This is a genomic window from Pseudomonas saxonica (assembly GCF_007858365.1).
Classification (GTDB): Bacteria; Pseudomonadota; Gammaproteobacteria; order Pseudomonadales; family Pseudomonadaceae; genus Aquipseudomonas; species Aquipseudomonas saxonica.
Map to the genome: position 1 here is coordinate 108,482 of NZ_VFIO01000003.1, position 26,182 is coordinate 134,663.

24 protein-coding genes are annotated in these 26,182 nt (G+C 55.1%); 8 read left to right on the forward strand and 16 right to left on the reverse strand.

Annotated elements, in window-relative coordinates; genetic code table 11:
* Window positions 1-86: 86 nt before the first annotated feature.
* Window positions 87-1,778, reverse strand: a complete 1,692-nt coding sequence (gene fadD1 / locus FJD38_RS10220) for a long-chain-fatty-acid--CoA ligase FadD1 (protein WP_122783433.1) — start codon at window positions 1,776-1,778, stop codon at window positions 87-89.
* Between the two features lie 351 nt (window positions 1,779-2,129).
* The gene (gene fadD2 / locus FJD38_RS10225) at window positions 2,130-3,818 is read right to left on the reverse strand and encodes a long-chain-fatty-acid--CoA ligase FadD2 (RefSeq protein ID WP_146385197.1); all 1,689 of its coding nucleotides are present in this window, start codon (window positions 3,816-3,818) and stop codon (window positions 2,130-2,132) included.
* Between the two features lie 199 nt (window positions 3,819-4,017).
* Here fadD2 and FJD38_RS10230 point away from each other — a divergent pair, with 199 nt between their 5' ends.
* Window positions 4,018-4,956: an alpha/beta hydrolase gene (locus FJD38_RS10230; protein ID WP_146385199.1), complete on the forward strand. Its 939-nt coding sequence runs from the start codon at window positions 4,018-4,020 to the stop codon at window positions 4,954-4,956.
* Window positions 4,957-5,023: 67 nt separating this feature from the next.
* On the forward strand, window positions 5,024-5,494 hold the full coding sequence (locus tag FJD38_RS10235; RefSeq protein WP_122783436.1) for a MaoC family dehydratase: 471 nt from the start codon (window positions 5,024-5,026) through the stop codon (window positions 5,492-5,494).
* A 55-nt stretch (window positions 5,495-5,549) separates the two neighbouring features.
* On the opposite strand, the gene FJD38_RS10240 is transcribed toward FJD38_RS10235, so the two are convergent.
* On the reverse strand, window positions 5,550-6,017 hold the full coding sequence (locus FJD38_RS10240; RefSeq protein WP_146385201.1) for a ferritin-like domain-containing protein: 468 nt from the start codon (window positions 6,015-6,017) through the stop codon (window positions 5,550-5,552).
* A gap of 206 nt (window positions 6,018-6,223) precedes the next feature.
* Here FJD38_RS10240 and FJD38_RS10245 point away from each other — a divergent pair, with 206 nt between their 5' ends.
* Together FJD38_RS10245 and FJD38_RS10250 are read left to right on the forward strand one after the other, a co-directional pair.
* Window positions 6,224-6,460, forward strand: coding sequence for a DUF3820 family protein (locus FJD38_RS10245; protein ID WP_122783438.1), 237 nt, complete (start codon window positions 6,224-6,226; stop codon window positions 6,458-6,460).
* A 12-nt stretch (window positions 6,461-6,472) separates the two neighbouring features.
* Window positions 6,473-7,660 (forward strand): aminotransferase class V-fold PLP-dependent enzyme, encoded by a 1,188-nt coding sequence (locus FJD38_RS10250; RefSeq protein ID WP_146385203.1) that lies wholly within the window; start codon window positions 6,473-6,475, stop codon window positions 7,658-7,660.
* A gap of 139 nt (window positions 7,661-7,799) precedes the next feature.
* On the opposite strand, the gene FJD38_RS10255 is transcribed toward FJD38_RS10250, so the two are convergent.
* Genes FJD38_RS10255 through zwf form a run of 3 tightly spaced genes read right to left on the reverse strand, consistent with a single transcriptional unit; the run spans window position 7,800 to window position 10,655 of the window.
* Complete coding sequence (locus FJD38_RS10255; protein WP_199750895.1) at window positions 7,800-8,489, reverse strand: bifunctional 4-hydroxy-2-oxoglutarate aldolase/2-dehydro-3-deoxy-phosphogluconate aldolase; 690 nt, start codon at window positions 8,487-8,489, stop codon at window positions 7,800-7,802.
* Entirely contained in the window at window positions 8,486-9,199 is a 714-nt protein-coding gene (gene pgl, locus FJD38_RS10260) for a 6-phosphogluconolactonase (protein WP_146385205.1), read from the reverse strand. The genes FJD38_RS10255 and pgl overlap by 4 nt, the downstream gene beginning before the upstream one ends.
* Window positions 9,186-10,655 carry a glucose-6-phosphate dehydrogenase gene (gene zwf, locus FJD38_RS10265; protein ID WP_122783442.1) on the reverse strand — a complete coding sequence of 490 codons (1,470 nt, stop codon included), beginning with the start codon at window positions 10,653-10,655 and terminating at the stop codon, window positions 9,186-9,188. The genes pgl and zwf overlap by 14 nt, the downstream gene beginning before the upstream one ends.
* Window positions 10,656-10,863: 208 nt before the next feature.
* On the opposite strand from zwf, the gene FJD38_RS10270 reads away from it, so the two are divergent.
* Window positions 10,864-11,724 (forward strand): MurR/RpiR family transcriptional regulator, encoded by an 861-nt coding sequence (locus tag FJD38_RS10270; RefSeq protein WP_199750905.1) that lies wholly within the window; start codon window positions 10,864-10,866, stop codon window positions 11,722-11,724.
* Window positions 11,725-11,730: 6 nt separating this feature from the next.
* Here FJD38_RS10270 and FJD38_RS10275 read toward each other — a convergent pair whose 3' ends face one another.
* From FJD38_RS10275 to FJD38_RS10300, 6 genes are all read right to left on the reverse strand, one after another.
* Window positions 11,731-12,594 (reverse strand): D-hexose-6-phosphate mutarotase, encoded by an 864-nt coding sequence (locus FJD38_RS10275; protein ID WP_146385207.1) that lies wholly within the window; start codon window positions 12,592-12,594, stop codon window positions 11,731-11,733.
* Window positions 12,595-12,709: 115 nt separating this feature from the next.
* The gene (locus tag FJD38_RS10280) at window positions 12,710-14,065 is read right to left on the reverse strand and encodes a carbohydrate porin (RefSeq protein ID WP_122783445.1); all 1,356 of its coding nucleotides are present in this window, start codon (window positions 14,063-14,065) and stop codon (window positions 12,710-12,712) included.
* Between the two features lie 95 nt (window positions 14,066-14,160).
* On the reverse strand, window positions 14,161-15,291 hold the full coding sequence (locus FJD38_RS10285) for an ABC transporter ATP-binding protein (protein WP_146385209.1): 1,131 nt from the start codon (window positions 15,289-15,291) through the stop codon (window positions 14,161-14,163).
* 3 nt (window positions 15,292-15,294) lie between these two features.
* Complete coding sequence (locus FJD38_RS10290) at window positions 15,295-16,140, reverse strand: carbohydrate ABC transporter permease (RefSeq protein WP_146385211.1); 846 nt, start codon at window positions 16,138-16,140, stop codon at window positions 15,295-15,297.
* Window positions 16,133-17,041 carry a carbohydrate ABC transporter permease gene (locus tag FJD38_RS10295; protein ID WP_146385213.1) on the reverse strand — a complete coding sequence of 303 codons (909 nt, stop codon included), beginning with the start codon at window positions 17,039-17,041 and terminating at the stop codon, window positions 16,133-16,135. The genes FJD38_RS10290 and FJD38_RS10295 overlap by 8 nt, the downstream gene beginning before the upstream one ends.
* Window positions 17,042-17,168: 127 nt before the next feature.
* Complete coding sequence (locus tag FJD38_RS10300) at window positions 17,169-18,455, reverse strand: ABC transporter substrate-binding protein (RefSeq protein ID WP_146385215.1); 1,287 nt, start codon at window positions 18,453-18,455, stop codon at window positions 17,169-17,171.
* A 341-nt stretch (window positions 18,456-18,796) separates the two neighbouring features.
* Between FJD38_RS10300 and FJD38_RS10305 the strand changes: the two genes are divergently transcribed.
* A complete protein-coding gene (locus FJD38_RS10305) occupies window positions 18,797-19,444 on the forward strand; it encodes an AP2 domain-containing protein (protein WP_146385217.1) in 648 nt (215 codons plus the stop codon).
* Here the strand turns inward: FJD38_RS10305 and FJD38_RS10310 are convergent.
* The 4 genes from FJD38_RS10310 to edd all read right to left on the reverse strand — a co-directional run bounded on the left by FJD38_RS10310 (window position 19,413) and on the right by edd (window position 24,497).
* On the reverse strand, window positions 19,413-20,873 hold the full coding sequence (locus FJD38_RS10310; protein ID WP_146385219.1) for an ATP-binding protein: 1,461 nt from the start codon (window positions 20,871-20,873) through the stop codon (window positions 19,413-19,415). The genes FJD38_RS10305 and FJD38_RS10310 overlap by 32 nt on opposite strands.
* Window positions 20,863-21,600 (reverse strand): response regulator, encoded by a 738-nt coding sequence (locus FJD38_RS10315; protein WP_146385221.1) that lies wholly within the window; start codon window positions 21,598-21,600, stop codon window positions 20,863-20,865. The genes FJD38_RS10310 and FJD38_RS10315 overlap by 11 nt, the downstream gene beginning before the upstream one ends.
* Before the next feature lie 117 nt (window positions 21,601-21,717).
* A complete protein-coding gene (locus FJD38_RS10320) occupies window positions 21,718-22,674 on the reverse strand; it encodes a glucokinase (protein ID WP_146385223.1) in 957 nt (318 codons plus the stop codon).
* Window positions 22,671-24,497, reverse strand: a complete 1,827-nt coding sequence (edd, locus tag FJD38_RS10325) for a phosphogluconate dehydratase (protein ID WP_146385225.1) — start codon at window positions 24,495-24,497, stop codon at window positions 22,671-22,673. Before edd ends, FJD38_RS10320 begins: the two co-directional genes overlap by 4 nt.
* A gap of 207 nt (window positions 24,498-24,704) precedes the next feature.
* Between edd and gap the strand changes: the two genes are divergently transcribed.
* Both gap and FJD38_RS10335 read left to right on the forward strand, forming a co-directional pair.
* Window positions 24,705-25,706, forward strand: coding sequence for a type I glyceraldehyde-3-phosphate dehydrogenase (gene gap / locus FJD38_RS10330; protein WP_122783455.1), 1,002 nt, complete (start codon window positions 24,705-24,707; stop codon window positions 25,704-25,706).
* A 4-nt stretch (window positions 25,707-25,710) separates the two neighbouring features.
* Window positions 25,711-26,175, forward strand: a complete 465-nt coding sequence (locus FJD38_RS10335; protein WP_122783456.1) for a methylglyoxal synthase — start codon at window positions 25,711-25,713, stop codon at window positions 26,173-26,175.
* The last annotated feature ends 7 nt before the right edge of the window (window positions 26,176-26,182 follow it).

Here is a 26,182-nt window from a genome sequence, read left to right on the forward strand (position 1 = left end):
CGCGCCCAACGCCTGCTAAACAGCAGTTGCCTATACGAAAAAGCCCCGCATTGCGTCAATGCGGGGCTTTTTCATTTCCAGGCAGCTTACTTTTTCAGGCCCAGCTTTTTCATTTCTTCGTCACGCAACTCTCGGCGCAAGATCTTACCGACGTTGGTCGTTGGCAAACTGTCGCGGAATTCGACAATCTTGGGTGACTTGTAGGCGGTCAGGTTGGCGCGCATGTGAACCATGACCTGCTCTTTGGTCAGGGTCATACCGGGTTTGACCACGATAAAGACTTTGATCAGCTCGCCGGTTTTCTCATCCGGAATACCGATGGCCGCGGATTGCAGCACGCCCGACAACGACGCCATGACGTCTTCCAGCTCATTCGGGTAAACATTGAAGCCCGACACCAGAATCATGTCTTTCTTGCGATCAACAATACGCATATAGCCGTCAGGCTGAATGATCGCGATGTCTCCGGACTTCAACCAGCCATCGCTGTCCATGATCTCGGCGGTTGCGTCGGGACGCTCCCAATACCCTTTCATCACTTGCGGGCCCTTGATGCACAGCTCGCCAACTTCACCCAGTGGCAGTTCTTCACCGGCGTCGTTAATCACTTTGCACAATGTCGATGGCATCGGGATGCCGATCGTACCGATCTGGATATTTTGTATAGGGTTGACCGAGACGACCGGGCTGGTTTCGGTCATGCCGTAACCTTCGCAGATCTCGCAACCCGTGACTGTCTTCCAGCGCTCCGCCACAGACAACTGCAAGGCCATCCCGCCCGACAAGGTGACCTTGAGCGACGAGAAGTCCAGCTTGCGGAACGCTTCGCTATTGCACAGCGCCACAAACAACGTATTGAGCCCAACAAACCCGGTGAACTTCCACTTGGACAGTTCTTTAACCATCGCCGGCAAATCACGCGGGTTGCTGATCAAAATGTTGTGGTTGCCCAGCAACATCATTGCCATGCAATGAAAAGTGAACGCGTAGATGTGATAAAGCGGCAAGGGTGTAATTAGAATTTCGCAACCTTCATTCAGGTTGGACCCCATCAACGCCTTGCACTGCAACATGTTGGCGATCAAGTTGCGATGGGTCAGCATCGCGCCTTTGGCCACACCTGTAGTGCCGCCGGTGTATTGCAGTACGGCAACGTCACTGCTGAGAGGGTTGGCTTCATTGACTTGTTGGCCCTGCCCCTTGCTCAGCACATCATTGAACTTGATGGCATTGGGCAGGTGATACGCCGGGACCATCTTCTTCACGTATTTGATGACGCTGTTGATCAATACGCGCTTGAAGGGCGACAGCATGTCGGCCACTTCAGTGACGATCACATACTTGATCGAGGTTTGCGGCACGACTTTCTCGGCCAGATGCGCCATGTTCGCCAGGCACACCAACGCTTTGGCGCCGGAGTCATTGAATTGGTGTTCCATTTCCCGCGCGGTGTACAGCGGGTTGGTGTTCACCACGATCAAGCCGGCGCGGATGGCTCCGAACACAGCGACCGGGTATTGCAGCACATTGGGCAACTGCACAGCGATACGGTCGCCGGGTTGCAGGTCGGTGTGCTGTTGCAGGTAGGCAGCAAAGGCGCCGGACTGTTCGTAAAGCTCGCCGTAGGTGAGCGTTTTACCCAGATTGCTGAACGCCGGCTTATCAGCGAAGCGCTGGCAAGATTGGCGCAACACCGATTGAACGTTCGGGTATTGGTCCGGGTCGATTTCGGCAGCAATCCCGGCTGGGTACTTATCCTTCCAAAAGCTTTCAATCATGGAAGCCCACTCCTCAGCGTTGCGAATTCTTCACCGCATTTTTTGCGGTTATTATTTGTTTGATTTTTGTAGTTGAAAACCGTGGCTTTTACTTACCGAGAAGTCACAAAGCGCGCCGAGAGTAGCAGCTTTGCCAGGAGTCGACTAGAGCCAAAAAGGGCCTTCAGCGTCACCAACCTGACTGTAGGACAATCCTAAGTCATCATTAGTGCAACTACTCTATAAATGCTTTCACCTCTCTCCAAGCCGCGTATTTACGCCTTCAGAGTGAAGATTTCCCGCTATTTGAAAGCCAAAAAAAATCGCCCACTTACATCAAGCAGGCGAGTGATGGCTGAAACCAAAGAGGCATCAGGCGATATCGCGCAGCTCTCGACGCAGGATTTTGCCCACCGGCGTCATGGGCAAGCTGTCGCGCAGCACAATGATTTTCGGGACTTTGTAGCCAGTGAAATTGTCTTTGCAGTAGGCCTTGAGCTCTTCAACACTGACCCCTCCAGCACGCGCGACAACAAACAACTTCACCGCCTCACCCGTGCGATCATCCGGCACGCCAATGACTGCGCAACTTGCCACCTTGGGATGAGCCATGACGATGTCTTCAATTTCGTTAGGGTAGACATTGAAGCCTGAAACAATGATCAGGTCTTTTTTACGGTCAACAATGCGCACAAAACCATCAGGGTCAATAACTGCGATGTCACCCGTTTTAAACCAGCCTTCACTGTCCAGAACTTCAGCGGTCGCCTCGGGGTTTTGCCAATAACCTTTCATGACTTGCGGGCCTTTGATGCATAGCTCGCCGCGCTCGCCAAGGCCCAGATCAGTGCCAAGATCGTCGATGACTTTCATGGCCGTACCCGGCACCGGGGTACCCACCGTCCCGCTTCTGGCCAGAGCCCCGCACGGGTTGCAGCTGGCAGCTGGCGAGGTTTCAGTCAAGCCGTAGGCTTCAACGATGCGGCATCCGGTGAGCTGTTCCCAGCGATCTGCTGTCGCCTTGACCAGAGCCGTGCCTCCCGAGTTGGTAATTTTGAGCCCGGAGAAATCCAGTGTTTTGAAATCTGGATGATCCATCAGCGCCACAAACAACGTGTTCAGCCCCAGAAACGCGGTAAACCGCCAGTTCTTCAGCTCCTTGATAAACCCTTTGATGTCTCGTGGGTTGGTGATCAATAGGTTGTGGTTGCCCGTGACCATCATGCCCATGCAGTTGGCCGTGAATGCGTAGATATGGTAAAGCGGCAGCGGCGCCACCATGATCTCGCAGCCTTCCTGGAGAATCGGCTGACCCTGCGCGTCATGCTGGGACAGACAGGCCCGTATCTGCTGCATGTTGGCGACCAGGTTGCCATGGGTCAGCATTGCACCTTTAGGTAACCCGGTGGTTCCCCCCGTGTATTGCAATACGGCGGTGTCCTCCAGCGTGACCGGTACGGGACGAAGAGCCTGCCCTCCCCCCTTATGCAAAACGCTTTTGAAGCCAATGGCCTGGGGCAGTTGGTAGGCCGGCACCAGCTTTTTGACCTTATTGACCACAAGGTTTGTAATCCAGCCTTTGGCCGCCGACATCATGTCGCCCATTTTGGCTTCAATGAGGTAGTCGATCGGGGTACTTTCCAACACGTCCTGAACACGTTTACCGAACATGTTCAAATACACCAACGCACGCACACCGGCACTTTTAAACTGATGCTGCATTTCGCGCGAGGTGTACAGCGGATTGGTGTTGACCACGATCAGACCCGCGCGCAGAGCGCCAAATACCGCAATCGGGTATTGCAATACGTTGGGCATTTGTACGGCGATACGGTCGCCAGGCTTCAGGTCTGTGTGGTTTTGCAGGTAGCCGGCAAAAGCAGCGCTGTGACGCTCCAGCTCGCCGTAGGTAAGTGTCACGCCCAAGTTGCTGAACGCGGGACGATCGGCGAACTTTTTACAGGAGCGCTCAAACACATCAACGACCGATGCAAAGTCGGTCATATCAATGTCTTGGGGTACACCGGCAGGACGTTTGTCATTCCAGAAATCAGGTTCCATTATTTTTATCCTCTTACCTGAGCGTGTCTGGCCATATAGCACATGCACTAGAAAGCGAAGCTAATGGACGGTATCAGTAATCCCGGAGCTGGCAAATACAGCGAACTTCGCCATTTACATCTTGAATCGTATTACTGTGCCAGCCACTGCTCAGTGGCTTGAGCGATACACTGCGTTAGACCCGTGCAAAGGAAGCACCATGAACCATAAAAAGTTCTGGCTGGATGCAAGTGACCAAACCACTCTCTTCGTCAATCAGTGGCTGCCAGCGAGCGCGCCCAAAGGCATTGTGCTGCTGGCCCACGGCATGGCGGAGCACAGCGGTCGCTATGGCCGACTGGGCAATGCATTGTGCGAGGCCGGGTGGGGTCTATACGCGCATGACCAACGAGGTCATGGCAAAACGGCGGAAAACCACACACAGGGGCATTTCGCAGATGACGAAGGTTGGCTCGCCGTGGTCGGTGATGTGGCGACCCTCCATCAGCACATCAACCAGAACCACCCGGGCATGCCGGTCTTTTTGTTGGGCCATAGCATGGGCAGTTACATTGCCCTGGCCTATTTAATGACTCACGGCGCCCGTTTACAGGGTGCCATTCTCAGCGGCTCCAACTTCCAGCCAGTAGCGCTGTACCGCGCCGCCAGCCTGATCGCACGGTTTGAACGCAAGCGACAAGGCCCTAAAGGCCGCAGCGCGCTCATCGAGTGGTTGTCTTTTGGCTCCTTTAATAAAGCCTTCAAACCCAATCGCACCTCTTTTGATTGGCTCAGCCGCGATCCGGACGAGGTCGATGCCTATGCGCGCGACCCGCTTTGCGGGTTTCGGTGCACCAACCAACTGTGGGTAGATCTGCTCAACGGCTTGCAGCAAATCAGTAAAGCGTCCAATCTCAATCGAATCGATTCCGGCTTGCCCTTGCTGTTGATCGGAGGTGTTTGTGACCCGGTCAGTCAAGGCAAGCGTCTTGAAGATCTGGCCAACGCTTTACGCAGTGCGGGCAGCCAACACCTGCAACTCAATCTCTACCCTCAGGCACGGCACGAATTGTTTAATGAAATCAACCGCGATGAAGTCACCGCAGATGTTATTCATTGGCTCGATCAAGCCTTGGGCCACTCACGCACGCCCCCGTGAATAGCCACCTCAGGTTTTAAATTATCAACATTTTGAAATTAAACACTCGTCACAGGACATGCGCTAGATGACTCAGGTTACCAATACACCGTACGAAGCCCTCGAAGTCGGCCAGACTGCCAGCTACAGCAAAACCGTCGAAGAGCGCGATATTCAGCTGTTTGCTGCCATGTCCGGCGATCACAACCCAGTGCACCTGGACCCTGAATTTGCAGCGGCCACCATGTTCAAAGAGCGCATCGCTCATGGCATGTTCAGTGGCGCCCTGATCAGCGCTGCAGTGGCTTGCGAGCTTCCAGGCCCCGGCACGATCTATGTCGGCCAGCAAATGACCTTCCAGAAGCCGGTGAAAATCGGTGACACCTTGACCGTGCGTCTTGAAATTCTGGAGAAGCTGCCGAAATTCCGCGTGCGCATTGCGACCCGAGTCTTCAATCAGCGCGATGAACTCGTGGTGGATGGTGAAGCCGAGATCATCGCCCCTCGCAAACAACAGACGGTGAACTTGCCCGTCTTGCCAGCGATCAGCATTGGCTGATCAGCAGGTACAAAAAACGCCGGCTAGCCGGCGTTTTTTTTTAATTACGTGTGCTTCAAGACTTAGCGCGAGCATCATTGCGATACGCTTTCACCTGATCGTGATTGCGTTGCACACCATGGAGTTGACGCTCTACAAGGTCACGAATACCAACCAAATTGTGTTCGTTTATTTTTTTAATGGCATCGTTATAAGCTTTCAGCGCATGGTCTTCACCGCGCTCGGCTTCATTAAGAATGGCCTCGTCATCTTTACCTGTGAACATCGACTTCACATCGACCCAACGACGGTGCAGATCGGCAGCAACGCTGGTGGATGTTTCAGGCTCGCCGCCCAGTGCCCGTACTTGCGCCTGAAGCTCGGCAGCCGCTTTAGCACAGTCAGCAGAACGCTGAACGAAAAAGTTTTTTAGCAGGGCGTCTTTAACGTCTTCAGCGCAGGATTTAAAGCCTTCCTGACCGTCTTTACTGGTTTCGATCAAATCGTTCAGGATGCTAATGGCTTCTTTATTGAGGTCAGTCATTGTTCAATTCCTTACACAGTTGAGGATCGTGCAATAGAGATTGCATGGGCTGTGCCAAGTTTTAGAAAAAATAAAAGCCTTATAAAACAACAAGTTATATTTATACAAAAATCTGTATCCGGTTTATTTGCATGAACTGTCATTTGGCCTTCATGCAGATTGCCTGTATTTTCATCTGAACGTTTCACGTACCCGAAGGCTGCTGCATGAACCCCGAAAAACTCGAGTTACTGGTCACCCGCCAAATGCCCTTCGGTAAATATCAAGGCCGGATCATTGCCGATCTGCCCGGCCAGTACTTGAACTGGTTTGCTCGCGAAGGGTTCCCCCACGGCGAACTGGGCGGCCTGCTCGCCCTGATGCAAGAGATTGACCACAATGGATTGTCGGATCTGCTCGACCCGTTACGCGCCAAACACGGAAAACCCAAACCTCGCCACTGATAGAGCTGCCCCATGCCAAGGATTGAAGAGAACGCCCGCGACGAGAACTTCTGGCACGCCATTGCCGAGCGCTACGATCTGGCCCCAGGCCCGATCAATCTGGAAAACGGCTACTTCGGGCGCATGACCCGTGGGGTGGCTCAGGACTATCAGCGCAATATCGACTTTATTAACCGCAGTAACTCGGTGCATGTCCGTCAGCAGTTCGATAACACCCAGAGCCTTGAGATTCGTAATCAACTGGCCGACCTGCTGAGCGTAGAACACACCAGCATTGCCCTGACCAATTGCGCATCTGACGCACTGCAGTCCTTGATCCGTAACTACAACGGTTTGCAACCGGGCGACCAACTGCTGATCAGTGATCTGGAGTACCACAGCGTTGAATACGCCATGCGCTGGGTCGCACAGCAACGCGGACTCGAAGTCATCGAAATAGTCCATGCGCATCCAGCCACCTATGAAAGCCTGGTGGCCAGCTATCGCGATGCCTTTGAGCGTTACCCCCGCATAAAACTGATGGCCCTGACTCACGTTACCCATCGCACGGGGCTGGTCATGCCCGTTGAGGCGATTGTGCAGACTGCCAAAGAGCACGGGGTTGAGGTGATTCTCGACGGGGCCCATGCCTTGGGCCAGATCGACTTTGACCTCAAGGCACTGGGTGTCGCGTTTGCGGGTTACAACCTGCACAAATGGATTGGATCGCCGCTGACATTAGGCTTTATGTACATCGACCCCCTGCGCCTTGCTGATATTGATCCGGATATGGGCAGTGAGCGTTACCCCGAGCCCGATGTGCGCACACGTGCGCCGTATGGCACGGGCAATATTCCGGCATGGCTGACCCTGCCCAAGGTGCTGCAAGAACACAAGGATCTGGGCGGCTCGACAGCCAAAGGCGCCCGCCTGAACTATCTGCGTGACCTGTGGGTGAATGAGGCTCGAAAGTTGCCCGGCATAGAGGTGCTGGTGCCGGATGATCCACGTTTGCAATGCGCAATTACGTCGTTGCGGTTCACCGGCCTACAGGATCAACAGCCGATGGCTGATCGCCTGCTCAAGGAGTACAACCTGTTTACCGTGGCCCGAGACGGCTCAGCCTGTGGCAGCTGTATTCGGATCACGGTGGGCTTTGCCACGTCGGTGGATGACATAAACCAGTTGATCAAGGGGCTACGGGAATTGGCGCAAGGGTAAAGCCCCTCACCCTAACCCTCTCCCTTAGGGAGAGGGGACTAGAAGCAAAAGCAGAGCTGCTTTATAAACGGGCAAAAAAAAGGTGCGCCGACCGAGCGCACCTAAAAACCGTAGAACATACAACACATCAGTTACACAATTATTGGTCCAGCAACGCCAGTGCCTCAGCCGTGCATTCTTGAATGCGTGCCCAGTCACCGTTTTTGATCCACTCGCTGTCCAGCATCCAGCTGCCACCCACACACATCACGTTTTTCAACGCCATGTAGCTGCGGATATTGGCCGGGCTCACTCCGCCCGTTGGGCAGAATTTAACTTCACCAAACGGCCCGCCCAGCGCCTTGATGGCGGCCACACCGCCACTGACTTCAGCCGGGAACAATTTGAAACGGCGATAACCCAAACCGTAGCCTTCCATAATTCCGGAGGCGTTGCTGATACCTGGCAGCAGCGGAATATCGCTGGCGACACTGGCTTCGAGCAGGTCTCGGGTAATGCCAGGCGTAACGATAAACTGCGAGCCGGCTTCTTCGGCAGCCGCCAGCATGTGGCGATCCAGCACAGTACCCGCCCCGGTCACCAATTCTGGCCGCTGCTCACGCAACACACGAATTGCCTCCAGGCCAAACTGGGAACGCAAGGTGACCTCAAGCGCGGTCAGACCACCGGCCGCCAGCGCATCGGCCAAAGGCAAGATGTCCTGCTTACGGGCGATGGTGATTACCGGAAGTATGCGTGCCTGAGCACACAGTTGGTCGATCAGGGCGACTTTATCCGCCATCGAAACGTTCGCAGTTTTTATTGTCATGGCAGCTGATCCTTGGCTCATGGGCACCAGTAAATCTCTAACGTAGGTTGCAGAAAGGCACGAATTGGCAAGGCTGCTTCATCATTCCCGGCCAGCGCGTCATTAAGAGTGTTCAATTTGGACTGTCCCTGAATCGACAGCACCGTGTACCTGGCACTCGCCAACAGTTTGCGGCTCATGCTCAAACGTTGATGCGGCACAGTCGGTGCCAGCATCGGCCAACAACGACGAGGACTCTCAACGCTCAGGGCGTCGTTCAGATTCGGGCTGTTTGGGAATAAGGATGCGGTGTGGCCGTCATCACCCATGCCCAAAATCAACACATCGATAGGCGGCAATTCTGCCAAGGCTTGATTCGCCTGATCGGCAGCGTCCTGGAGGGTGTTGGCCGCGTTGTACAGCCCCACAAACCGCGCTTTGGCCGCGGGGCCTTGGAGCAAATGTTTTTTAAGCAAGCCGGCGTTACTGTCGCCATGCTCCACCGGCACCCAACGCTCATCCGCCAGACTGACGACCACTTTGGACCAATCAACAGGCTGCTTGATCAGGCTCTGGAAAAACGCTACCGGACTGCGCCCTCCAGACACCACCAAGGTCGCCACTCCTTGACGGGCAATGGCCTCATTCAATTGAGCAGCAACCGCTTTTGCCAGTTCTTCCGCCAGTTGAGCCGGTGTTTTGAACGTATGCGCGTGCACACCTTCTGGCAGTTTCAAATCAGATATCGCCATACCAAGACCTCCCGTCACGTGTAATCAGTGCAATGGAGCTCATAGGCCCCCAAGAGCCGGCCGCATAGGGCTTGGGCGCGTCGCCCGACTTCTTCCAGCCAGCAATCAACTGGTCGCACCACTTCCATGCCGCTTCAATTTCATCTTTGCGTACAAACAGGTTCTGATTGCCGCGCATCACTTCGAGCAAGAGACGCTCATAGGCGTCCGGAACCCGCTCGCTGCGATAGGTGTCGGAAAAATTCAATTGCAGCGGACCACTGCGCAATTGCATGCCTTTATCCAGGCCTTGATCTTTGGTCATCACACGCAGGGAAATGCCTTCGTCCGGCTGCAGACGAATAATCAGCTTGTTACCGATTTGCAGGCGCTGTTCCGGTGCGAAGATGTAGTGCGACGGTTCTTTGAAGTGGATAACAATCTGCGACAGCTTTTGCGGCATACGCTTGCCGGTGCGCAAGTAGAACGGCACACCCGCCCAACGCCAGTTACGAATATCGGCACGCAGGGCAACAAACGTTTCGGTGTCGCTTTGGGTATTGGAATTTTCTTCTTCCAGATAACCCGGCACCGACTGGCCTTCGCTGTAACCGGCAATGTACTGACCGCGCACGACTTGCGTCGTCAGCCCTTCCGGCGTGATTGGCGCCAGTGCCTTGAGTACTTTTACTTTCTCATCACGAATGCTGTCCGCCGACAGGTCCGCGGGCGGATCCATGGCGATCAGACAGAGCAACTGCAACAAGTGGTTTTGAATCATGTCCCGCAGTTGGCCAGCCTTGTCGAAATACCCCCAGCGCCCTTCAATACCGACCTTCTCGGCCACGGTGATTTCAACATGGGAGATGTAGCGTTGGTTCCACTGGGTTTCAAACAGGCTGTTGGCAAACCGCAAAGCAATCAGATTTTGAACCGTATCTTTGCCCAGATAATGGTCAATGCGATAAGTACGGTTTTCCGGAAAGTACTGCGCGACAGCGTCGTTGACCTTGCGCGAAGACTCAAGGTCCGAGCCGATAGGCTTCTCCAGTACAACGCGGGTGTTTTCAGCCAGGCCGACCTTTGCCAGGTTTTCGCAAATCGCCCCATACACAGCAGCAGGCGTAGCGAAGTAGGCAATCAGACGTTGAGCCGTGCCGGCCTGTTCAGCCAGAGACACATAGTCATGCGCGTTAAGAAAGTCCACATGCAGGTAGTTCAGACGCGCCAGAAAGCGGGTCAGTACGTCCTCTTCGATCTCCTTGCTGCCTACATACTGACGCAGTTGGCTGTCGATGCGCGCCAAGTGCGTCAACGCGTCCCCGGGCTCACGAGCCAATGCAAGGATTCGCGTGTCGTCATGTAAAAGGCCGGCACGATCCAGCTGATACAAAGCAGGAAACAGCTTGCGCAAGGCCAGATCGCCCAAGGCGCCGAACAAGGCAAAGGTGCACGGTTCAACCGTTATCGAAGGCATGATGTTGGTTCTTTTATCAAGTTAAGCTACAAATACCTTTTTTCAAGGCATCACTCAAGGAAAAATGTAGTAATAAACACAACATTTTCTCAAAATACAGAATCTTACTAGTGGTCATTACACACCATCAGTAGGATAGGCCACCTTACAGGCTCGCTTTAGAGCGGCGCTCTTTGCATCGCTGAACCTAGGATCATAAATGGACCGCGTGCGAAATTTACTCGAACAAATCAAAGGCCGCCTCGAAGAGCTGAATAAAGCTGAGCGCAAAGTGGCTGAAATCATCTTGCAGAACCCGCAGCAAGCGACCCGATTCAGCATCGCGGCGCTCGCTCAGGCGGCGTCTGTCAGTGAACCTACCGTTAATCGCTTTTGCCGCTCCTTCGGCGTCAGCGGCTATCCGGAGCTCAAGCTGCAACTGGCACAAAGTCTGGCCAGTGGTGCAGCTTATGTCAGCCGCGCCGTTGAAGCAGACGACGATCCAGAAGCTTATACCCGCAAGATTTTCGGCAGCGCCATTGCGTCCCTCGACAGCGCATGCCAAGCCCTGGACCCGAACCTTATCAGTCGCGCTGTTGATTTGCTGATTCAGGCGCGTCAGATCCACTTTTTTGGTCTGGGCGCCTCGGCTCCGGTGGCGCTGGATGCCCAGCACAAGTTCTTCCGCTTTAACCTCGCCGTCACAGCCCATGCTGACGTGTTGATGCAGCGCATGATTGCCTCCGTGGCGCACACTGGCGAGCTATTCGTGATTATTTCCTACACGGGACGTACGCGGGAACTGGTGGAAGTGGCACGCATTGCACGGGCCAATGGCGCTTCAGTACTGGGCCTGACCGCCGAAAACTCGCCGCTGGCCAAAGCCAGTACCTTGAGCCTGAATATTCCGCTGCCGGAAGACACTGACATTTATATGCCGATGACCTCGCGCATCATCCAGTTGACTGTGCTGGATGTATTGGCGACGGGTATGACACTGCGCCGTGGCGTGGACTTTCAACCCCACCTGCGCAAAATCAAAGAGAGCCTCAATGCCAGCCGGTATCCGGTCGGTGATGAATTCAACTGATAAATGTCAGGCGCTGCACAACCCTGCCCGCGCCTGCAGACTCAAATGCGCTTGCTCACCAGGGGCAAGCGCCTGGCTATGGGTGCCACCACTGGTAGATTCAACACAGACAAAGCCCATGACTTCATTCCAGCTCACGCCCAACAAGGGGCGCTTACCGGGATGCCACACCACAGTATTGGCTGTGTCACCGGTGTCGATACTCAATGCCCGTTGCCAGGCGTAGTCATTGAGCTGCATTTCACCTTCTTGCTGGAACACGCGCTGGCAACCGCCTTCGACGCGTAACTCACCTTGTTGCTGGCAGACTTGTCGATTCAGCTGATCATAACCATGAGCACCTTCGAGCCCAGACAGCGCTACCTCCGCGACGTCGCCAATACGCCAGTATGCGCGCAACGCCTGACTCACTTGGCAAGGTTCATCGTCCTGATGCTCAGTGCTCAGGCGCAGTTCCATCTCTTCACCCAGACGCGCATGCAAATCAACCTGCCAGTCACACAACTGCAAGCGCCAGTGCAAGGAAACCCCGTCTTCATCTGAACTGCTGCTCAACAGTTTCCAGTCAATCAAACGCGCCCAACCGTGGGATGGCCACGCATTTTCGCTGGGATGGCGGCCATACCAGGGCCAAAAAATGGGAACCCCTCCACGAATTGCCCCCACCTGAGGCCACTTGGCAGCGCACCACAGCCAGGGCTTTTGCCCGGTCGGCTGAAAGTGCAGCAACTGAGCCCCCTGACGACTGAACACCGCCTGGCAATGCGGGTGATCAATGACCAATACGTCGCGCTGCTGAAAGCGCTCCCACTGGAAGATCGGTTGCTCGCGCTTGGATTTATAAAAGCGGTGAAGCGGGTTTTCATGCATGTGCCGCAGTCCTGAAATCGTGCGGGCCTGCCCGCTGAAAGGTGACGTACTGAAACAAAAACGGACAGCCTAGGCTGTCCGTTTCGGGCAATTTCCAAGCGCTTGAAAGTGCGACTTAGAATGCAGCTTGAATCTTCAGGCCGCCAACCAGAGCATTTTCTACTTGAGTCACACCACCTGGGTGCTTGATGTACTGCAAGTTAGGACGCAAGGTCAACCAGTTGGTCACATGGAAACCGTAATTGACTTCAATGTCGTACTCAGTGTGCTGCACTGGCTGATACAACGGGTTGTCGTAGTTGGACACATCGTTGTAAGCATTCAGCAGACGCTCACCTTTGGTCACGTCGTCGTTGACGTGAATACGAGCGACACCGATGCCGATATCATCTTTAGGACGCGAATCGAACGGGCCTTTGTAAACCAGCATCAACGACTGATAGTTGTCGATCATGTTGGTGTCTTTGTCATGGAACGTGGCGTTGGCCGAGAAGTGCAGACCACGAGAAGCATCACCGTTATGAGTGGTGAGCTGCTGCTGCACAACCAACCAGTAACCGTACTTGCTGTCGTGGCTGCGGAAGGCATTACCGGTAATGACCGCGTCCTGACCGTTTACATCTTTACGGACGTCGTCAGCATCTGCAGTGCTTTTGTAGTAACCCACACGGTATTCACCCGGCAGGCCATTGACCTTGGGCGACCATACCAACTCAACGGGAAGCACAGTACCTTTGGTGCCGCTGCCGCTCAGCTTGAAGGCGTTACCGGACTCCAGCTGCGAAGGGTTCATGTTGTACGCACCGATCTGCGCGTAGAACTCTGGCGTGATGTTGTACTTCACGCGAAGAGCCGCAACACTGACGGGCCAGTTGTACCAAACACCGCCGTCATAGTCGCCCACTTGGGAACCACACAATGACAGGCTCTGGAAATCACAAGGGAATGAGTTGAAGTCTTCACCTTCACCGAAATAACCGGCTTTAACATCCAGCTTTCCGTCAAAGTACTTTTGTTTGATCCACAATTGGGTCAAACGTACTGTTTGGCCACGACCCCACACTTCTTGAGAAGAACTCAGTGTGCCAACGCGCGGATCGCCAATACGGTCATTGGAAATGTTATTGCCTTGACGGGCAGTAATCATTGCCTTGAACTCGGTATCTTTCCAGCCCAGGATCTTTTCAAGATCCATTTTGACCCCAAGGCCATACTGGTCGCTGTATCGTGCCGTGGTGTTCTTGTTGTAGCCGCCCTGAAGGTTGCTACCCATTTCACCCACGTAATCGAGGGTAAAGTCGTAGCCTTTTTCCAGCAGTTCAGTCCGTGTACCACCCCAGTCACCGAACATCCACTTGGAGTCAGCGCTGAAGGCTTCTTCCGCGGCAAAACTGTTGCTGGCACAAAGCCCTAGCGATGCTACAGCTAAAAGCTGGCACGCCAGTCGAGGGCGAGTGATTCTGTTGTCCATCCCATATTCCTCAAATTTCTTTATTCGACTGTGTACGTGGTATAGCTCAAACAGAGCAGGCAGCAAATTATTTGCCTAAACTCAACACGCCTGAACTACGCCACGCATTCTTGAGGCACACACAAGGCCCTGAGACGTTCACCAGTATTAGCATCAAATAGTAACACTTTACTGGAATCGAACTGTAGAGTTAGATTTTGGCCGGAGTCAGGAGCAGAATCCGGTGTCAAACGACAGCAGACCTTAGTGTTATTGATGTTTACAAAAACCAAAGTATCAGGCCCAGTTGGCTCTACAACTTGCACTTCTGCTCGCAGAATGGGCAAATTACTGAGTTCACTTGACGCCAATACTATTTGCTCGGGGCGAATGCCCAAGATCAACTCTCGGTCCTCCAGCCCCGCATCGCTTAAGGCCAACGGCAACTCGCACCGTGACTGTCCGCTTTCCAGTACAGCCAGCAAACAGTCATTGCGGCGCTGCAAGCGCACCGGAATAAAGTTCATCGGCGGTGAACCAATAAAACTGGCGACAAACAGATTGGCCGGATCGTTATAAATCTGCTTCGGCGTACCAAACTGTTGAATGATCCCATCTTTCATAACCGCCACTTTATCGCCCAGTGTCATGGCTTCAATCTGGTCATGGGTGACGTAGACAGTGGTGGTTTTAAGTCGCTGGTGCATCAGCTTCATTTCGGTGCGCATCTCAACCCGCAACTTTGCGTCGAGGTTAGACAGCGGTTCGTCAAACAGGTAAATCTTGGGTCGCCGCGCCAGCGCCCGTCCCATTGCGACGCGCTGCTGTTGGCCGCCCGATAACTGACCGGGCTTGCGCTTGAGCAGGTGTTCGATTTGCAGCAACTTGGCCACACGAGCGACTTCTTCATCGATCGCTGCCGCACTCATTTTTCGGATCTTTAGACCGAATGCGATGTTGTCGCGCACGCTCATGGTCGGGTACAGCGCATAAGACTGAAACACCATGGCGATGTCGCGGTCTTTGGGGCTCATGCCGCTGATGTCGGCTTCATCCACCAGAATCGAGCCGCCGCTAATGCTTTCAAGCCCGGCGATGCAGTTCATCAAGGTTGACTTGCCGCAGCCCGAAGGCCCCACCAGGATCAAAAATTCGCCGTCATCGATTTTCAGTTCAATGTTTTTGAGCGTATCGGGCAAACCCTTGCCGTAGCTTTTGTTGACGTTACGTAATTCGAGCGTTGCCATGCCTTACCCCTTGACTGCGCCGGCCGTAAGCCCGCGCACGAAATACTTGCCTGCGACCACATAGACCAGCAGAGTCGGCAGCCCGGCGATCATCGCCGCCGCCATGTCCACGTTGTATTCCTTGGCACCTGTGCTGGTGTTGACCAGATTATTCAGGGCCACGGTAATGGGCTGCGATTCGCCGCTGGAGAACACCACCCCAAACAGGAAGTCATTCCAGATCTGCGTGAATTGCCAGATCAGGCAGACCATGATGATCGGCGTCGACATGGGCAAAATGATCAACCGGAAAATGGTGAAGAAACCTGCACCGTCCATGCGGGCAGCCTTGACCAGAGCATCGGGAATGCTGACGTAGTAGTTACGAAAGAACAGCGTGGTAAACGCCAACCCGTAAACCACGTGGACGAATACCAGCCCCGTAGTGGTGCTGGCCAGCCCCATCTTGCCCAAGGTGAATGACGCCGGCAGCAGCACGGTCTGAAACGGCAGAAAGCAGCCAAACAGCAACAGGCCAAAGAACAACTGCGAACCGCGAAAGCGCCACATCGACAGCACATAGCCATTCAACGCACCGATCGCCGTCGAAATCAGCACCGCCGGGACGGTGATTTTGATGGAGTTCCAGAAGTAACTGTCTACGGTGGCCCAGGCCTTGACCCAGCCTATGCCGGTGACGACGGTCGGCCAACTGAGCAAGTTACCGGTGCTAATGTCTTCGGGGGTCTTGAAGCTGGTCAACAGCATGACCACCAAAGGCACTAGATACAGCAACACGGCGAGAATAAGCACGGCGTAAATCGCGAGGCGACTCAAGCTCAAGGATGATTTACCCACGAAACTAGTCATGACGCTTGGCCCTTAACTCGGAGTACAGGTAAGGCACAATGATCGCCAGAATCGCACCGAGCATCAAAATGGCGCTGGCCGACCCCACGCCCATCTGGCCACGACTGAAGGTGAAGGAATACATGAACATGGCGGGCAGATCAGATGAGTAGCCCGGACCACCGGCTGTCATCGCTGCCACCAGGTCAAAACTCTTGATCGCGATATGCGCCAGAATCATGACTGCACTGAAGAACACCGGCCGCAGGCTGGGCAACACCACGGTCCAGTAGATTCGCGGCAAGCTCGCGCCATCGATCTGGGCCGCACGAATGATCGATTGATCCACACCGCGCAGGCCGGCCAGGAACATGGCCATGATAAAGCCCGAGGCTTGCCATACGGCAGCGATCACCAGGCAGTACACCACGCGATCAGGGTCAATCAGCCAGTCAAGGCGAAAGCCCTCCCAGCCCCAGTCCCGCAGCAGCTTGTCCAGCCCCATGCCCGGGTTGAGCAGCCATTTCCAGGCCGTACCGGTCACGATCATCGAAAGCGCCATGGGATACAGATAGATGGTCCGAATGAACCCTTCGCGGCGAATTCGCTGATCGAGAAATACCGCCAGCGTCACGCCAATCACCAAGGTGATGGCGATAAACATGCCACCGAATACCGCCAGGTTTTTACTGGCCACCCACCAACGGTCGTTGTCGAACAAACGCTGGTATTGAGCCAGACCGACCCACTTGTAGGTCGGCAAAAAAGTCGAGTTAGTGAACGACAGCACAAGCGTCCACAGGATATAGCCATAAAAGCCCACCAGAACGATGAACATGCTGGGCGCCAGTACCAGTTTGGGTAGCCAGCGCTGCAAGGCATCGAGGGGTGAGACTTTGCTGAACACAGCAACAGAACTCATGGGAGAAATCCATGCAGGAAAGAAAACAACAAGGTCTTTGCTGAACTGGGTTTTCAGCGTTGACAGGGAATGACTGACCCGCAATCCAGACAAGCCCTCCAATCTGGAGGACCTGCCGCATTAAGGATTACTTGGCTGACTTGACCGCTGCGCCGAGTTTTTTAGCGGTATCGGCAGGGTCGGCATTCGGGTCGTTGATGAAGTTGGTTACGACATCAAAGAACGCACCCTGTACAGCCAGCGTGGTCGCCATGTTGTGCGCCATGCTTGGTTGCAAGCCGCCGGACTTGGCGTCCGCCAGAAAGTCTTTGGCAGCCGTTTGGGCACAGGCGTCAAATCCGTATTTGCCCATGTCGTTCAGCATGTCGTTGCGCACCGGAATGGAACCCTTGTTGATGCTGAAGACCTTCTGGAAATCTTCACCCAAGGCCACCTTGGCGATGTCCTGCTGACCAGCGGCTGTGCCGGCGTCTTTCTGTTTGAACACTGCCAGCGAGTCGATGTTGTAGGTAAAGGCTTTGTCGGTACCCGGGAAGGCAACGCACTGATAGTCCTTGCCTGCGACTTTTTTCGCCGCAGTCCATTCGCTCTTGGCCCAGTCGCCCATGATCTGCATGCCGGCCTTGCCGTTGATGACTTTGGCGGCCTCCAGGTTCCAGTCCTGACCTTTGCCATCCGGGTCCATGTAGGTGGCGACTTTCTTCAGCTCAGTAAGCGCCTTGACCATTTGCGGGCCGGTCAAGGTGTCGTTATCCAGATCGACCAGGGCTTTTTTGTAGCCATCCACACCCATCACTGACAGCACCACCGCTTCGAAAACAGTGCTGTCCTGCCAAGGCTGGCCACCATGGGCAAGCGGGATAAAACCCGCAGCCTTGAGCTTGTCGCCCGCCGCGTAGAATTCTTCAAGCGTGGCAGGGGGCTTTTCGATGCCGGCTTTTTTGAATACCTCAGGGTTGATCCACAGCCAGTTCACGCGGTGAATGTTCACCGGCACTGCCACGTAATCACCTTCGTACTTCACCGTATCCGAGACTTTCTTGTCGAGCAGGCCGTCCCATTTTTCACTCTGGGCGACGTTCTTGAGAACGTCTGTGTCGAGCAGACCGGTGGACGCCCATTCCTGAATATCGGGCCCCTTGATCTGTGCCATGCCAGGCGGATTACCCGCAACGGCACGGCTTTTCAGTACGGTCATGGCCGTAGCCCCACCGCCACCGGCGACAGCGCCGTCCTTCCAGGTGAAGCCATCTTTTTCAACTTGGGACTTGAGGACATCCACAGCGGCTTTTTCACCACCCGACGTCCACCAGTGCACCACTTCTACGGTGCCTTTGGAGTCGGCGGCATAGACGTTCAAAGGAAAGAGAGAGGCGAGAGAGACGAAAACCGCGAGGCGGCTGAATGAATGCATGAGATGACCTTTCTTGTTGTTATAACTGAGCAAGTCTTTTGCTTGCGCTTGTCATGAGTGTATCCATCGCTAAGGGAACTCACGTAACGAAGAGACGCACAAATGTCACCAACCTGTGACAGTTAAATAGCGTTTGGATTTTTATCAATAAAAACAAGTACTCGGCCCTGCCGACGCACTAAAGATAGCCCTACTTTGAAATAAAGCATTTTCCGCATTGCCTGTAGGACGCATCCCGAAGTCGTTTTCCCACGTTGTACTGGCAAAAAACTTCAGCGAGTCTGCTAGTCATCGACACGACGAAATGAACGGATGCCGACACTTATCAGGAGATGCAGACCATGCAAAAGCGTAATCTGACCCAGCGCAATCACTGCTTTATTTACCCGCTCAAGGATGATGCCGGTCGACCCTACGCCTGGAAAATCGACATTCAGCGCGCAGGCAAACTGCACACGCAAATTTTCAACTTCGCCGACTATATAAACGAATATGCCGCATTAGAGGCCGCAGAAAGTGTACGCAACCTGCTGGTTTTAAAAATGCCGCAGGTGTTCACCTATGAAAACCGTCAACGGGTAATGCCTAACAACACCAGCGGTCATCCAGGCGTGTATCGCGTGCAATCCAACCACGTGGACTACTGGCGAGCTACGACGCGGATTCATGGCTACAACCTGAGCAAGAGCTTTCGTATTGATCGATATGGCAACGAAGGCGCTTTGCAACTGGCCCTGCAAGAGCGCGAGCGGCAATTGACGCTGTGCAGCGAACCTTATGACGTCGCCATGGAAAAACTACAGCAGCACTTCAGCCAGACCAGCCGTTGCGTGCGCGAAAAACGAATCAAGGCTGCGATGGATAAAACTCACACATCAAAAACTGCCACTGAACACACACCAGACCCTAATCTGGAGCCCGTTCTACCAATAAGTGCCGAGCAGGCACGCGAGTCTATCAATCGGCATTTCGCGGCATGCATAAAGTAACGCGTAGACCACCGGCACTCAGGTTTTGCAAACTGACTTCGCCACCATGACTGTGCGCGATGCTGCGCGCGATACCCAGCCCCAGGCCATAACCCTGCTGGTTTCCCGATAGCCTGAAGTGCGGCTCAAACACTTGCTCAAGTCGCTGTTCAGGAACGCCTGGGCCTTCGTCATCAACGATCAACATAAAAGCGTTGTGGTTGTCTTCAATGCACAAATGGGCGTTTTGCCCATACTTGAGGGCATTATCGATCAAGTTGCCCATACAGCGACGTAAAGCCAACGGTTTACCTGCATAGGGCCTCAGCGCTTTGCCGTGCAAGGTCACTCGGCCATTTCCGTGGGGGAGCAAGTAAGGCTCGATCAAACAATCGAGCAACACATTGAGGTCGACGGGTTCAATGTTTTCGTGAATGTCAGTGTCTTTCACGCATTGCAGCGCACCTTTGACCAGCATTTCAAGCTCATCCAGATCGCGACCAAACTTGTGCTGCACCTGCTCGTCCTCAAGCAGCTCCACCCGTAATCGCAAGCGGGTGATGGGTGTACGCAAGTCATGGGAAATGGCGCTGAACAATTGGCTGCGCTCGGTCAAATAACGGCTGATGCGAGCACGCATGGTGTTAAACGCGCGCCCCACTTCAACAACTTCACTGCCGCCGCCTGTTTCAACCGGTTTAAACTCATCCTCACCCAACGACATATCCCGTGCCGCCCGCGCCAGACGCTTAAGCGGACGACTTTGCCAGTGCACCAGCAAACCGATAAACAGCAACAGGAAGATGCTGCTCAGTGCGATAAACCAGACCTGCACCGCCGGCAAACCTTCCTCTTCAAGGCTGGTGTAGGGCTCGGGCAGTAACGAGGCAATGTACAGCCACTCACCCGGCGCCATCTGGATTTGCGTGACCAATACTGGCGGGTTGACCGGCTCCAGAGTCAGGGCAAAGTGCGCCCAGGAGCGCGGCAGCTCTTCAAGCTTGAGACCCGCATTGAAGATGCGTAAATCGGTGGGGCTGACAAATTTCACGGACACGTCCGCATCAGCGCCCAGGGATTGACGCAGCACTTGATCCACTGCCTCCAGTACCGCTTGCTTGCGGGGTGAGGGAGGCAACGTCGGCATCCCTAAAGGCTTGTCATTGAGGCTCACGAAGAAACGTGTGCCACCCATGCTGCGCATTTGATCCAGTACCAGCGGGCGATAAGCCAAGGGTAATGAGCGCAAGTAGGTCACGGTGGCGGTCATGGAGCGCGCGAGGCTACGGGCACTGGTCACCAGCCCTTCCAGTTGGGTGGTGCGCAACTGTGACAACCAGATAGCACTCGACAAGGTTTGTGCCAACACAATGGCCAGCAACGTCAGCAGCAACATGCGTCCCAACAACGAACGGGGCACACGGACTTTACGAAAGAATTTAAAGCCCATGAACGGCTGCGACCTGCGCCGCTAATTGGTAACCACTGCCACGAACGGTACGTATCAGTCGAGGAGGCTTATCGGTATCGCGCAGGCGTTGGCGCAAGCGACTGACCGCCATGTCGATAATACGATCCAGGGGCATCAGCTCGCGGCCACGGGTAGCGTTGCCGATCGTGTCGCGATCAAGGATCTGTTGCGGGTGATCCAGAAATAGCTTGAGCAGTGCAAAGTCAGCCCCGGACAGGATGACTTCTTCGCCATCGGCATGAAACAGCCGATGGGTCACGGTGTTTAGACGCCACTCGTCAAATGCCAATATTTCGCTTCCCGCCGGCGCCCCAACGCTTGCAAATTGCGCACGGCGCAACAGCGCTTTAATGCGCGCCTGAAGCTCACGGGGGCTGAAAGGTTTACCCAGGTAGTCGTCCGCGCCCAGTTCAAGCCCGATGACCCTGTCGGCCTCGTCAGAACTGGCGGTCAGCATGATGATGGGGGTCTGGGCAAAGCGTGCGTGCTGGCGAACCCAGCGACACAGGCTAAACCCGTCCTCGTCGGGCAACATCACATCAAGGATCAGCAAATCACAGGGCACATGTTCCAGCGCCTGACGAAAACCCGCGCCATCGCCTACGGTATGCACCACAAAGCCAGCCCGGCTGAGGTATTGATCAAGCAGTTCTCGAATGTCCTGATCGTCATCGACCAGCAAGATGGATTTGCCGTGTGCGCTCATAGCGGTGTTCCTTATTGTTATAGATGGCCCGCAGCCCGCCCCTCGCTCCCCAACTGCCTCCCTGCAGCCTCAACAACATCGAAAATCAGCCTCCTCTGCCTCAGGGAGAGGTGCTTTTCAAGCGAACGCCTGCTGCAACGCCACGCCCGCACCGATCAAACCGGAATACGGCGCCGTAACCAGCCACACCGGAATACCCTTTAGGTAATCGCTCATGCAACCCTTGTCGGCAAAACTGCGGGCAAAGCCACTGGCCAGAAAAATATCAGCAAAGCGTGGAATCACCCCGCCCACGATATACACCCCGCCTCGACCACCTACCGTTAGGACGTTATTACCCGCCACACGCCCCAGCCAGCAACTGAAGTGTTCCAACACTTGCAGCGCTACCGGATCGCCAGCCAGCGCGGCCGCCGTGATGGCCCGGTCGCTGTCCAGCACAGGTGTATGGCCATCTACCGCGCAGATCGCACGGTAGACACGGGGCAAACCGCTGCCGCTCAAGATGGACTCGGCACTGACATGACCCATTTCAGCGTAAATGTGTTGCCACAACTGCACTTCGCGCGGGTTGCTCATAGGGAGATCGACGTGACCGCCCTCCCCCGGCAACGCCATGAATTCCCCGTTGTCCAAACGCAGCAGCGTGCCCACACCCAGGCCGGTGCCTGGGCCGATCACCACTGCCGGTCGCGACGGTTCACCCATGCCGGGACAGACCTGACGTATGTCGTCAGGTTGCAAGCGGGTCATGCCCAACGCCATCGCACTGAAGTCATTGATCAGCAGCAGGTTGTCGACCTGTAATTGCTGGCAAAACGCCGTTCGACTCAACCGCCAATGGTTATTCGTAAAGCGAAACTCATCGCCACTGACTGGCCCGGCGACGGACAAGCACACCGAACCTACCGCCCCCGGCGCTAAATCCAGACCGCTCAGGTAAAGCCTGATGGCGTCCTCGGGGCATGCAAAATCAGCAGTCGCCAGAACCTGAACCGAATGCAACTGGTCGTTTTCCCATAACGCAAAGCGAGCGTTGGTACCGCCTATATCACCGACCAGCGCGAGTTTCATTTCAAGGTTTCCAGAGACGAGGTGAAAGTACTGGCGCCCTGCTCAGCTGAACTGAAGGCCTGGCGCATAAATGCAAACAGCTCGCGCCCCGTGCCGATTGCATTGCTCAGCGTGCCGACTGCCGGAGTACGTGCGGCGAATTCTGCCTCATCCACCAGCAGTTGCAACGTGCCTTTTACGCCATCGACACGGATCATGTCGCCATCACGCACTCTCGCCAGCGCGCCCCCCACAGCTGCTTCGGGACTGACATGGATGGCCGCCGGGATTTTGCCTGACGCACCGGACATACGCCCGTCAGTGATCAGCGCGACTTTAAAGCCGCGGTCCTGCAACACGCCAAGAAATGGCGTCATTTTATGCAGCTCAGGCATGCCATTGGAGCGTGGCCCCTGAAAGCGCATGACCGCCACAAAGTCGTGCTCCAGTTCACCCGCCTTGAACGCATCGGCCAGCTCTTGTTGATCCTGGAACACACGCGCTGGGGCTTCTACGATTTGATGCTCTGGCGCAACGGCCGAGACTTTCATCACACCGCGCCCCAGATTGCCCTCCATCACCCGCAACCCGCCTTCGGACGAGAACGCACGCGCCACTGGGCGCAGAATTGTTTCATCAAGGCTTTCGATCGGCCCGTCGCGCCATACCAGCTCACCATCAACCAGGAACGGTTCGCGGGTGTAACGGCTCAGGCCAAAGCCGGCCACGGTGTTGACGTTCTCGTGCAGCAAACCGGCTTCGAGCAACTCACGAATCAGGAACGCCATGCCGCCTGCGGCCTGGAAGTGGTTGATATCGGCTTTACCGTTTGGATACACATGGGACAAGGTCGGTACGACTTCGGACAAGTCAGCCATGTCTTGCCACGTGAGCTGGATACCCGCCGCCATGGCAATGGCTGGCATATGCAGCGTGTGGTTGGTCGAACCACCCGTCGCGTGCAGCGCCACAATGGAGTTGACCAGCGAGCGCTCGTCCACGATCTCGCCCAACGGCATGAAGTTGCCACTTTGCTTGGTCAGACGGGTGATCTGATGGGCGGCTTCGCGGGTCAGTGCATCGCGCAACGGTGTGTAAGGGTTGACGAAAGAAGCGCCCGGCAAGTGCAGCCCCATGACCTCCATCAGCAACTGATTGGTGTTGGCCGTGCCGTAAAAGGTGCAGGTGCCAGGGCTGTGGTACGACTTCATCTCCGACTCCAGCAGCTCTTCGCGACTGGCTTTGCCTTCAGCGTAGCGCTGCCGAACATCGGCTTTTTCTTTGTTGGAAATACCCGACGGCATAGGCCCGCCCGGCACAAAAATAGTAGGCAGATGGCCGAAGCGCAGCGCCCCAATCATCAAGCCCGGCACGATCTTGTCACAAATACCCAGCATCATTGCGGCATCGAACATGTTGTGCGACAGCGCCACCGCCGTGGACAGTGCAATCACTTCGCGGCTCAGCAGGCTCAGTTCCATCCCTGCTTCGCCTTGAGTCACGCCATCGCACATGGCCGGGGTGCCACCCGCAAACTGACCCACAGAGCCCATTTCGCGTAACGCCTGCTTGATCTGCTCAGGAAAATGTTCGTAGGGCTGATGCGCCGAGAGCATGTCGTTATAGGAAGAAACAATTGCCACGTTGGCAGCGTTCATCAGGCGCAGGTTGTTTTTATCATCCGTACCGCACCCGGCCACCCCGTGAGCGAAGTTGGCACATTGCAGCTTGCCGCGTTGCGGACCGTCGCTGGCAGCGCCGCGAATCAGCGCCAGATACGCCTCTCGGGTTGCTCGGCTGCGGGCAATAAGACGCTCGGTAACTTCAAGAACGCGGGGATGCATGTGTTGAACTCCAGGCTAACGGATGTGGCGACCTGTACGTGTCCTATGCTGACCGAGGGCGTAGATACGCCGATTCAATCATTCGGACCCGTTGATTCAGGTCACTCGTTGTAGATAAAACAAAATATTGCCACTTAAATGGCTTGTTTTCTATTTTTATGAGAATAATCTTGTAATTCCAACAACAAATCGAGGCAGGCGCTCCCCATGACTCTACGAATCGCAATCAATGGTTTTGGCCGTATCGGCCGCAACGTCCTGCGTGCACTGTATACCCAAGGCTACCGCCAAGACTTGCAGATCGTCGCTATTAACGATCTGGGTGACAGCTCGATTAATGCTCATCTTCTTAAGTACGACACCGTTCATGGCACTTTCGATGCGACCGTAGAGCACGATCAGGAGAGCCTGACAGTCAACGGTGACCGTATTGCTGTCAGCGCCATCCGTAACCCGGCTGATCTGCCATGGGCCGATTTGAAGGTTGACGTTGTATTTGAATGCACCGGTTTGTTCACTGAACGTAGCAAGGCCGAGGCGCACATCAGCGCTGGCGCACGCAAAGTGATTATCTCTGCCCCCGGCAAAAATGCCGATGCGACCGTAGTCTATGGGGTTAACCACGACATTCTGCGCCAATCGCATCAAATTATTTCCAACGCCTCCTGCACCACCAACTGCCTGGCACCGGTTGCGCAAATCCTGAATCGCGAATTCGGCATTGCCAATGGCCTGATGACCACCATCCACGCCTACACCAACGACCAGAATCTGACCGACGTGTACCACAGCGATCCCTACCGCGCGCGTTCGGCCACGCACAACATCATCCCGAGCAAAACCGGCGCCGCAGAAGCGGTAGGCCTGGTATTGCCCGAACTGGCAGGCAAGTTGACCGGTATGGCGGTGCGCGTTCCGGTGATTAATGTGTCACTGGTCGACCTGACCATTGAGCTAAAGCGCGAAGCGACCGCAGCCGAAGTCAATGCGGTGTTCAAAGAAGCCAGCCAACATTCAAAAGTATTGGGTTACAACGCATTGCCGCTGGTGTCGAGCGACTTCAACCACAACCCGCTTTCGTCTATTTTTGATGCCAATCACACCAAAGTCAGTGGCAAATTGCTGAAAGTGCTGGCGTGGTATGACAACGAGTGGGGCTTCTCCAACCGCATGCTCGACAACTGCCTGGCGCTGCACAACGCGGAGTAACGCGATGATCGGCATCAGTTTCACGACGGCCTCCCTGGCGGCGCGCAAGCGTATCGCCCTGGTGGCTCATGATAACTGCAAGGGCTTTTTGCTGGACTGGGCCGAGCGCCACAAAACCTCCCTCAGCCAGCACGACCTGTGCGCAACAGGTACAACGGGCTTGTTGTTGAGTCAGCGCCTGGGCTTGCCGATTGAAAGCATGATCAGCGGCCCCTTGGGGGGTGATCAGCAAGTCGGCGCACGTATCGCCGAGCAGCGGGTGGATATGCTGGTGTTCTTTTGGGACCCCTTCGAGCCCCAGCCGCACGACCCGGACATTAAGGCACTGTTGCGGGTGGCCGCCGTGTGGAACATTCCCGTGGCATGCAATGAATGCAGCGCCGATTATTTAATCAGCAGCCCCTTGATGGGGCAGCCGCATGAGCATCGCGTTCCCGATTACAACGCGTATTTGAAGGGCCGGGTTTAAAGGTGGT

Coding starts and splice junctions, on each gene's coding strand:
- zwf (WP_122783442.1), bottom strand. CDS start 10,655: ATGCCTTCGATAACGGTTGAACCGTGCACCTTTGCCTTGTTCGGCGCC.
- FJD38_RS10320 (WP_146385223.1), bottom strand. CDS start 22,674: ATGAAACTCGCGCTGGTCGGTGATATAGGCGGTACCAACGCTCGCTTT.
- gap (WP_122783455.1), top strand. CDS start 24,705: ATGACTCTACGAATCGCAATCAATGGTTTTGGCCGTATCGGCCGCAAC.
- FJD38_RS10255 (WP_199750895.1), bottom strand. CDS start 8,489: ATGAGCCAAGGATCAGCTGCCATGACAATAAAAACTGCGAACGTTTCG.
- FJD38_RS10300 (WP_146385215.1), bottom strand. CDS start 18,455: ATGCATTCATTCAGCCGCCTCGCGGTTTTCGTCTCTCTCGCCTCTCTC.
- FJD38_RS10230 (WP_146385199.1), top strand. CDS start 4,018: ATGAACCATAAAAAGTTCTGGCTGGATGCAAGTGACCAAACCACTCTC.
- fadD1 (WP_122783433.1), bottom strand. CDS start 1,778: ATGATTGAAAGCTTTTGGAAGGATAAGTACCCAGCCGGGATTGCTGCC.
- FJD38_RS10280 (WP_122783445.1), bottom strand. CDS start 14,065: ATGGACAACAGAATCACTCGCCCTCGACTGGCGTGCCAGCTTTTAGCT.
- FJD38_RS10305 (WP_146385217.1), top strand. CDS start 18,797: ATGCAAAAGCGTAATCTGACCCAGCGCAATCACTGCTTTATTTACCCG.
- FJD38_RS10310 (WP_146385219.1), bottom strand. CDS start 20,873: ATGGGCTTTAAATTCTTTCGTAAAGTCCGTGTGCCCCGTTCGTTGTTG.
- fadD2 (WP_146385197.1), bottom strand. CDS start 3,818: ATGGAACCTGATTTCTGGAATGACAAACGTCCTGCCGGTGTACCCCAA.
- FJD38_RS10245 (WP_122783438.1), top strand. CDS start 6,224: ATGAACCCCGAAAAACTCGAGTTACTGGTCACCCGCCAAATGCCCTTC.
- edd (WP_146385225.1), bottom strand. CDS start 24,497: ATGCATCCCCGCGTTCTTGAAGTTACCGAGCGTCTTATTGCCCGCAGC.
- FJD38_RS10275 (WP_146385207.1), bottom strand. CDS start 12,594: ATGCATGAAAACCCGCTTCACCGCTTTTATAAATCCAAGCGCGAGCAA.
- FJD38_RS10295 (WP_146385213.1), bottom strand. CDS start 17,041: ATGAGTTCTGTTGCTGTGTTCAGCAAAGTCTCACCCCTCGATGCCTTG.
- FJD38_RS10315 (WP_146385221.1), bottom strand. CDS start 21,600: ATGAGCGCACACGGCAAATCCATCTTGCTGGTCGATGACGATCAGGAC.
- FJD38_RS10250 (WP_146385203.1), top strand. CDS start 6,473: ATGCCAAGGATTGAAGAGAACGCCCGCGACGAGAACTTCTGGCACGCC.
- FJD38_RS10285 (WP_146385209.1), bottom strand. CDS start 15,291: ATGGCAACGCTCGAATTACGTAACGTCAACAAAAGCTACGGCAAGGGT.
- FJD38_RS10235 (WP_122783436.1), top strand. CDS start 5,024: ATGACTCAGGTTACCAATACACCGTACGAAGCCCTCGAAGTCGGCCAG.
- FJD38_RS10335 (WP_122783456.1), top strand. CDS start 25,711: ATGATCGGCATCAGTTTCACGACGGCCTCCCTGGCGGCGCGCAAGCGT.
- FJD38_RS10290 (WP_146385211.1), bottom strand. CDS start 16,140: ATGACTAGTTTCGTGGGTAAATCATCCTTGAGCTTGAGTCGCCTCGCG.
- FJD38_RS10240 (WP_146385201.1), bottom strand. CDS start 6,017: ATGACTGACCTCAATAAAGAAGCCATTAGCATCCTGAACGATTTGATC.
- pgl (WP_146385205.1), bottom strand. CDS start 9,199: ATGGCGATATCTGATTTGAAACTGCCAGAAGGTGTGCACGCGCATACG.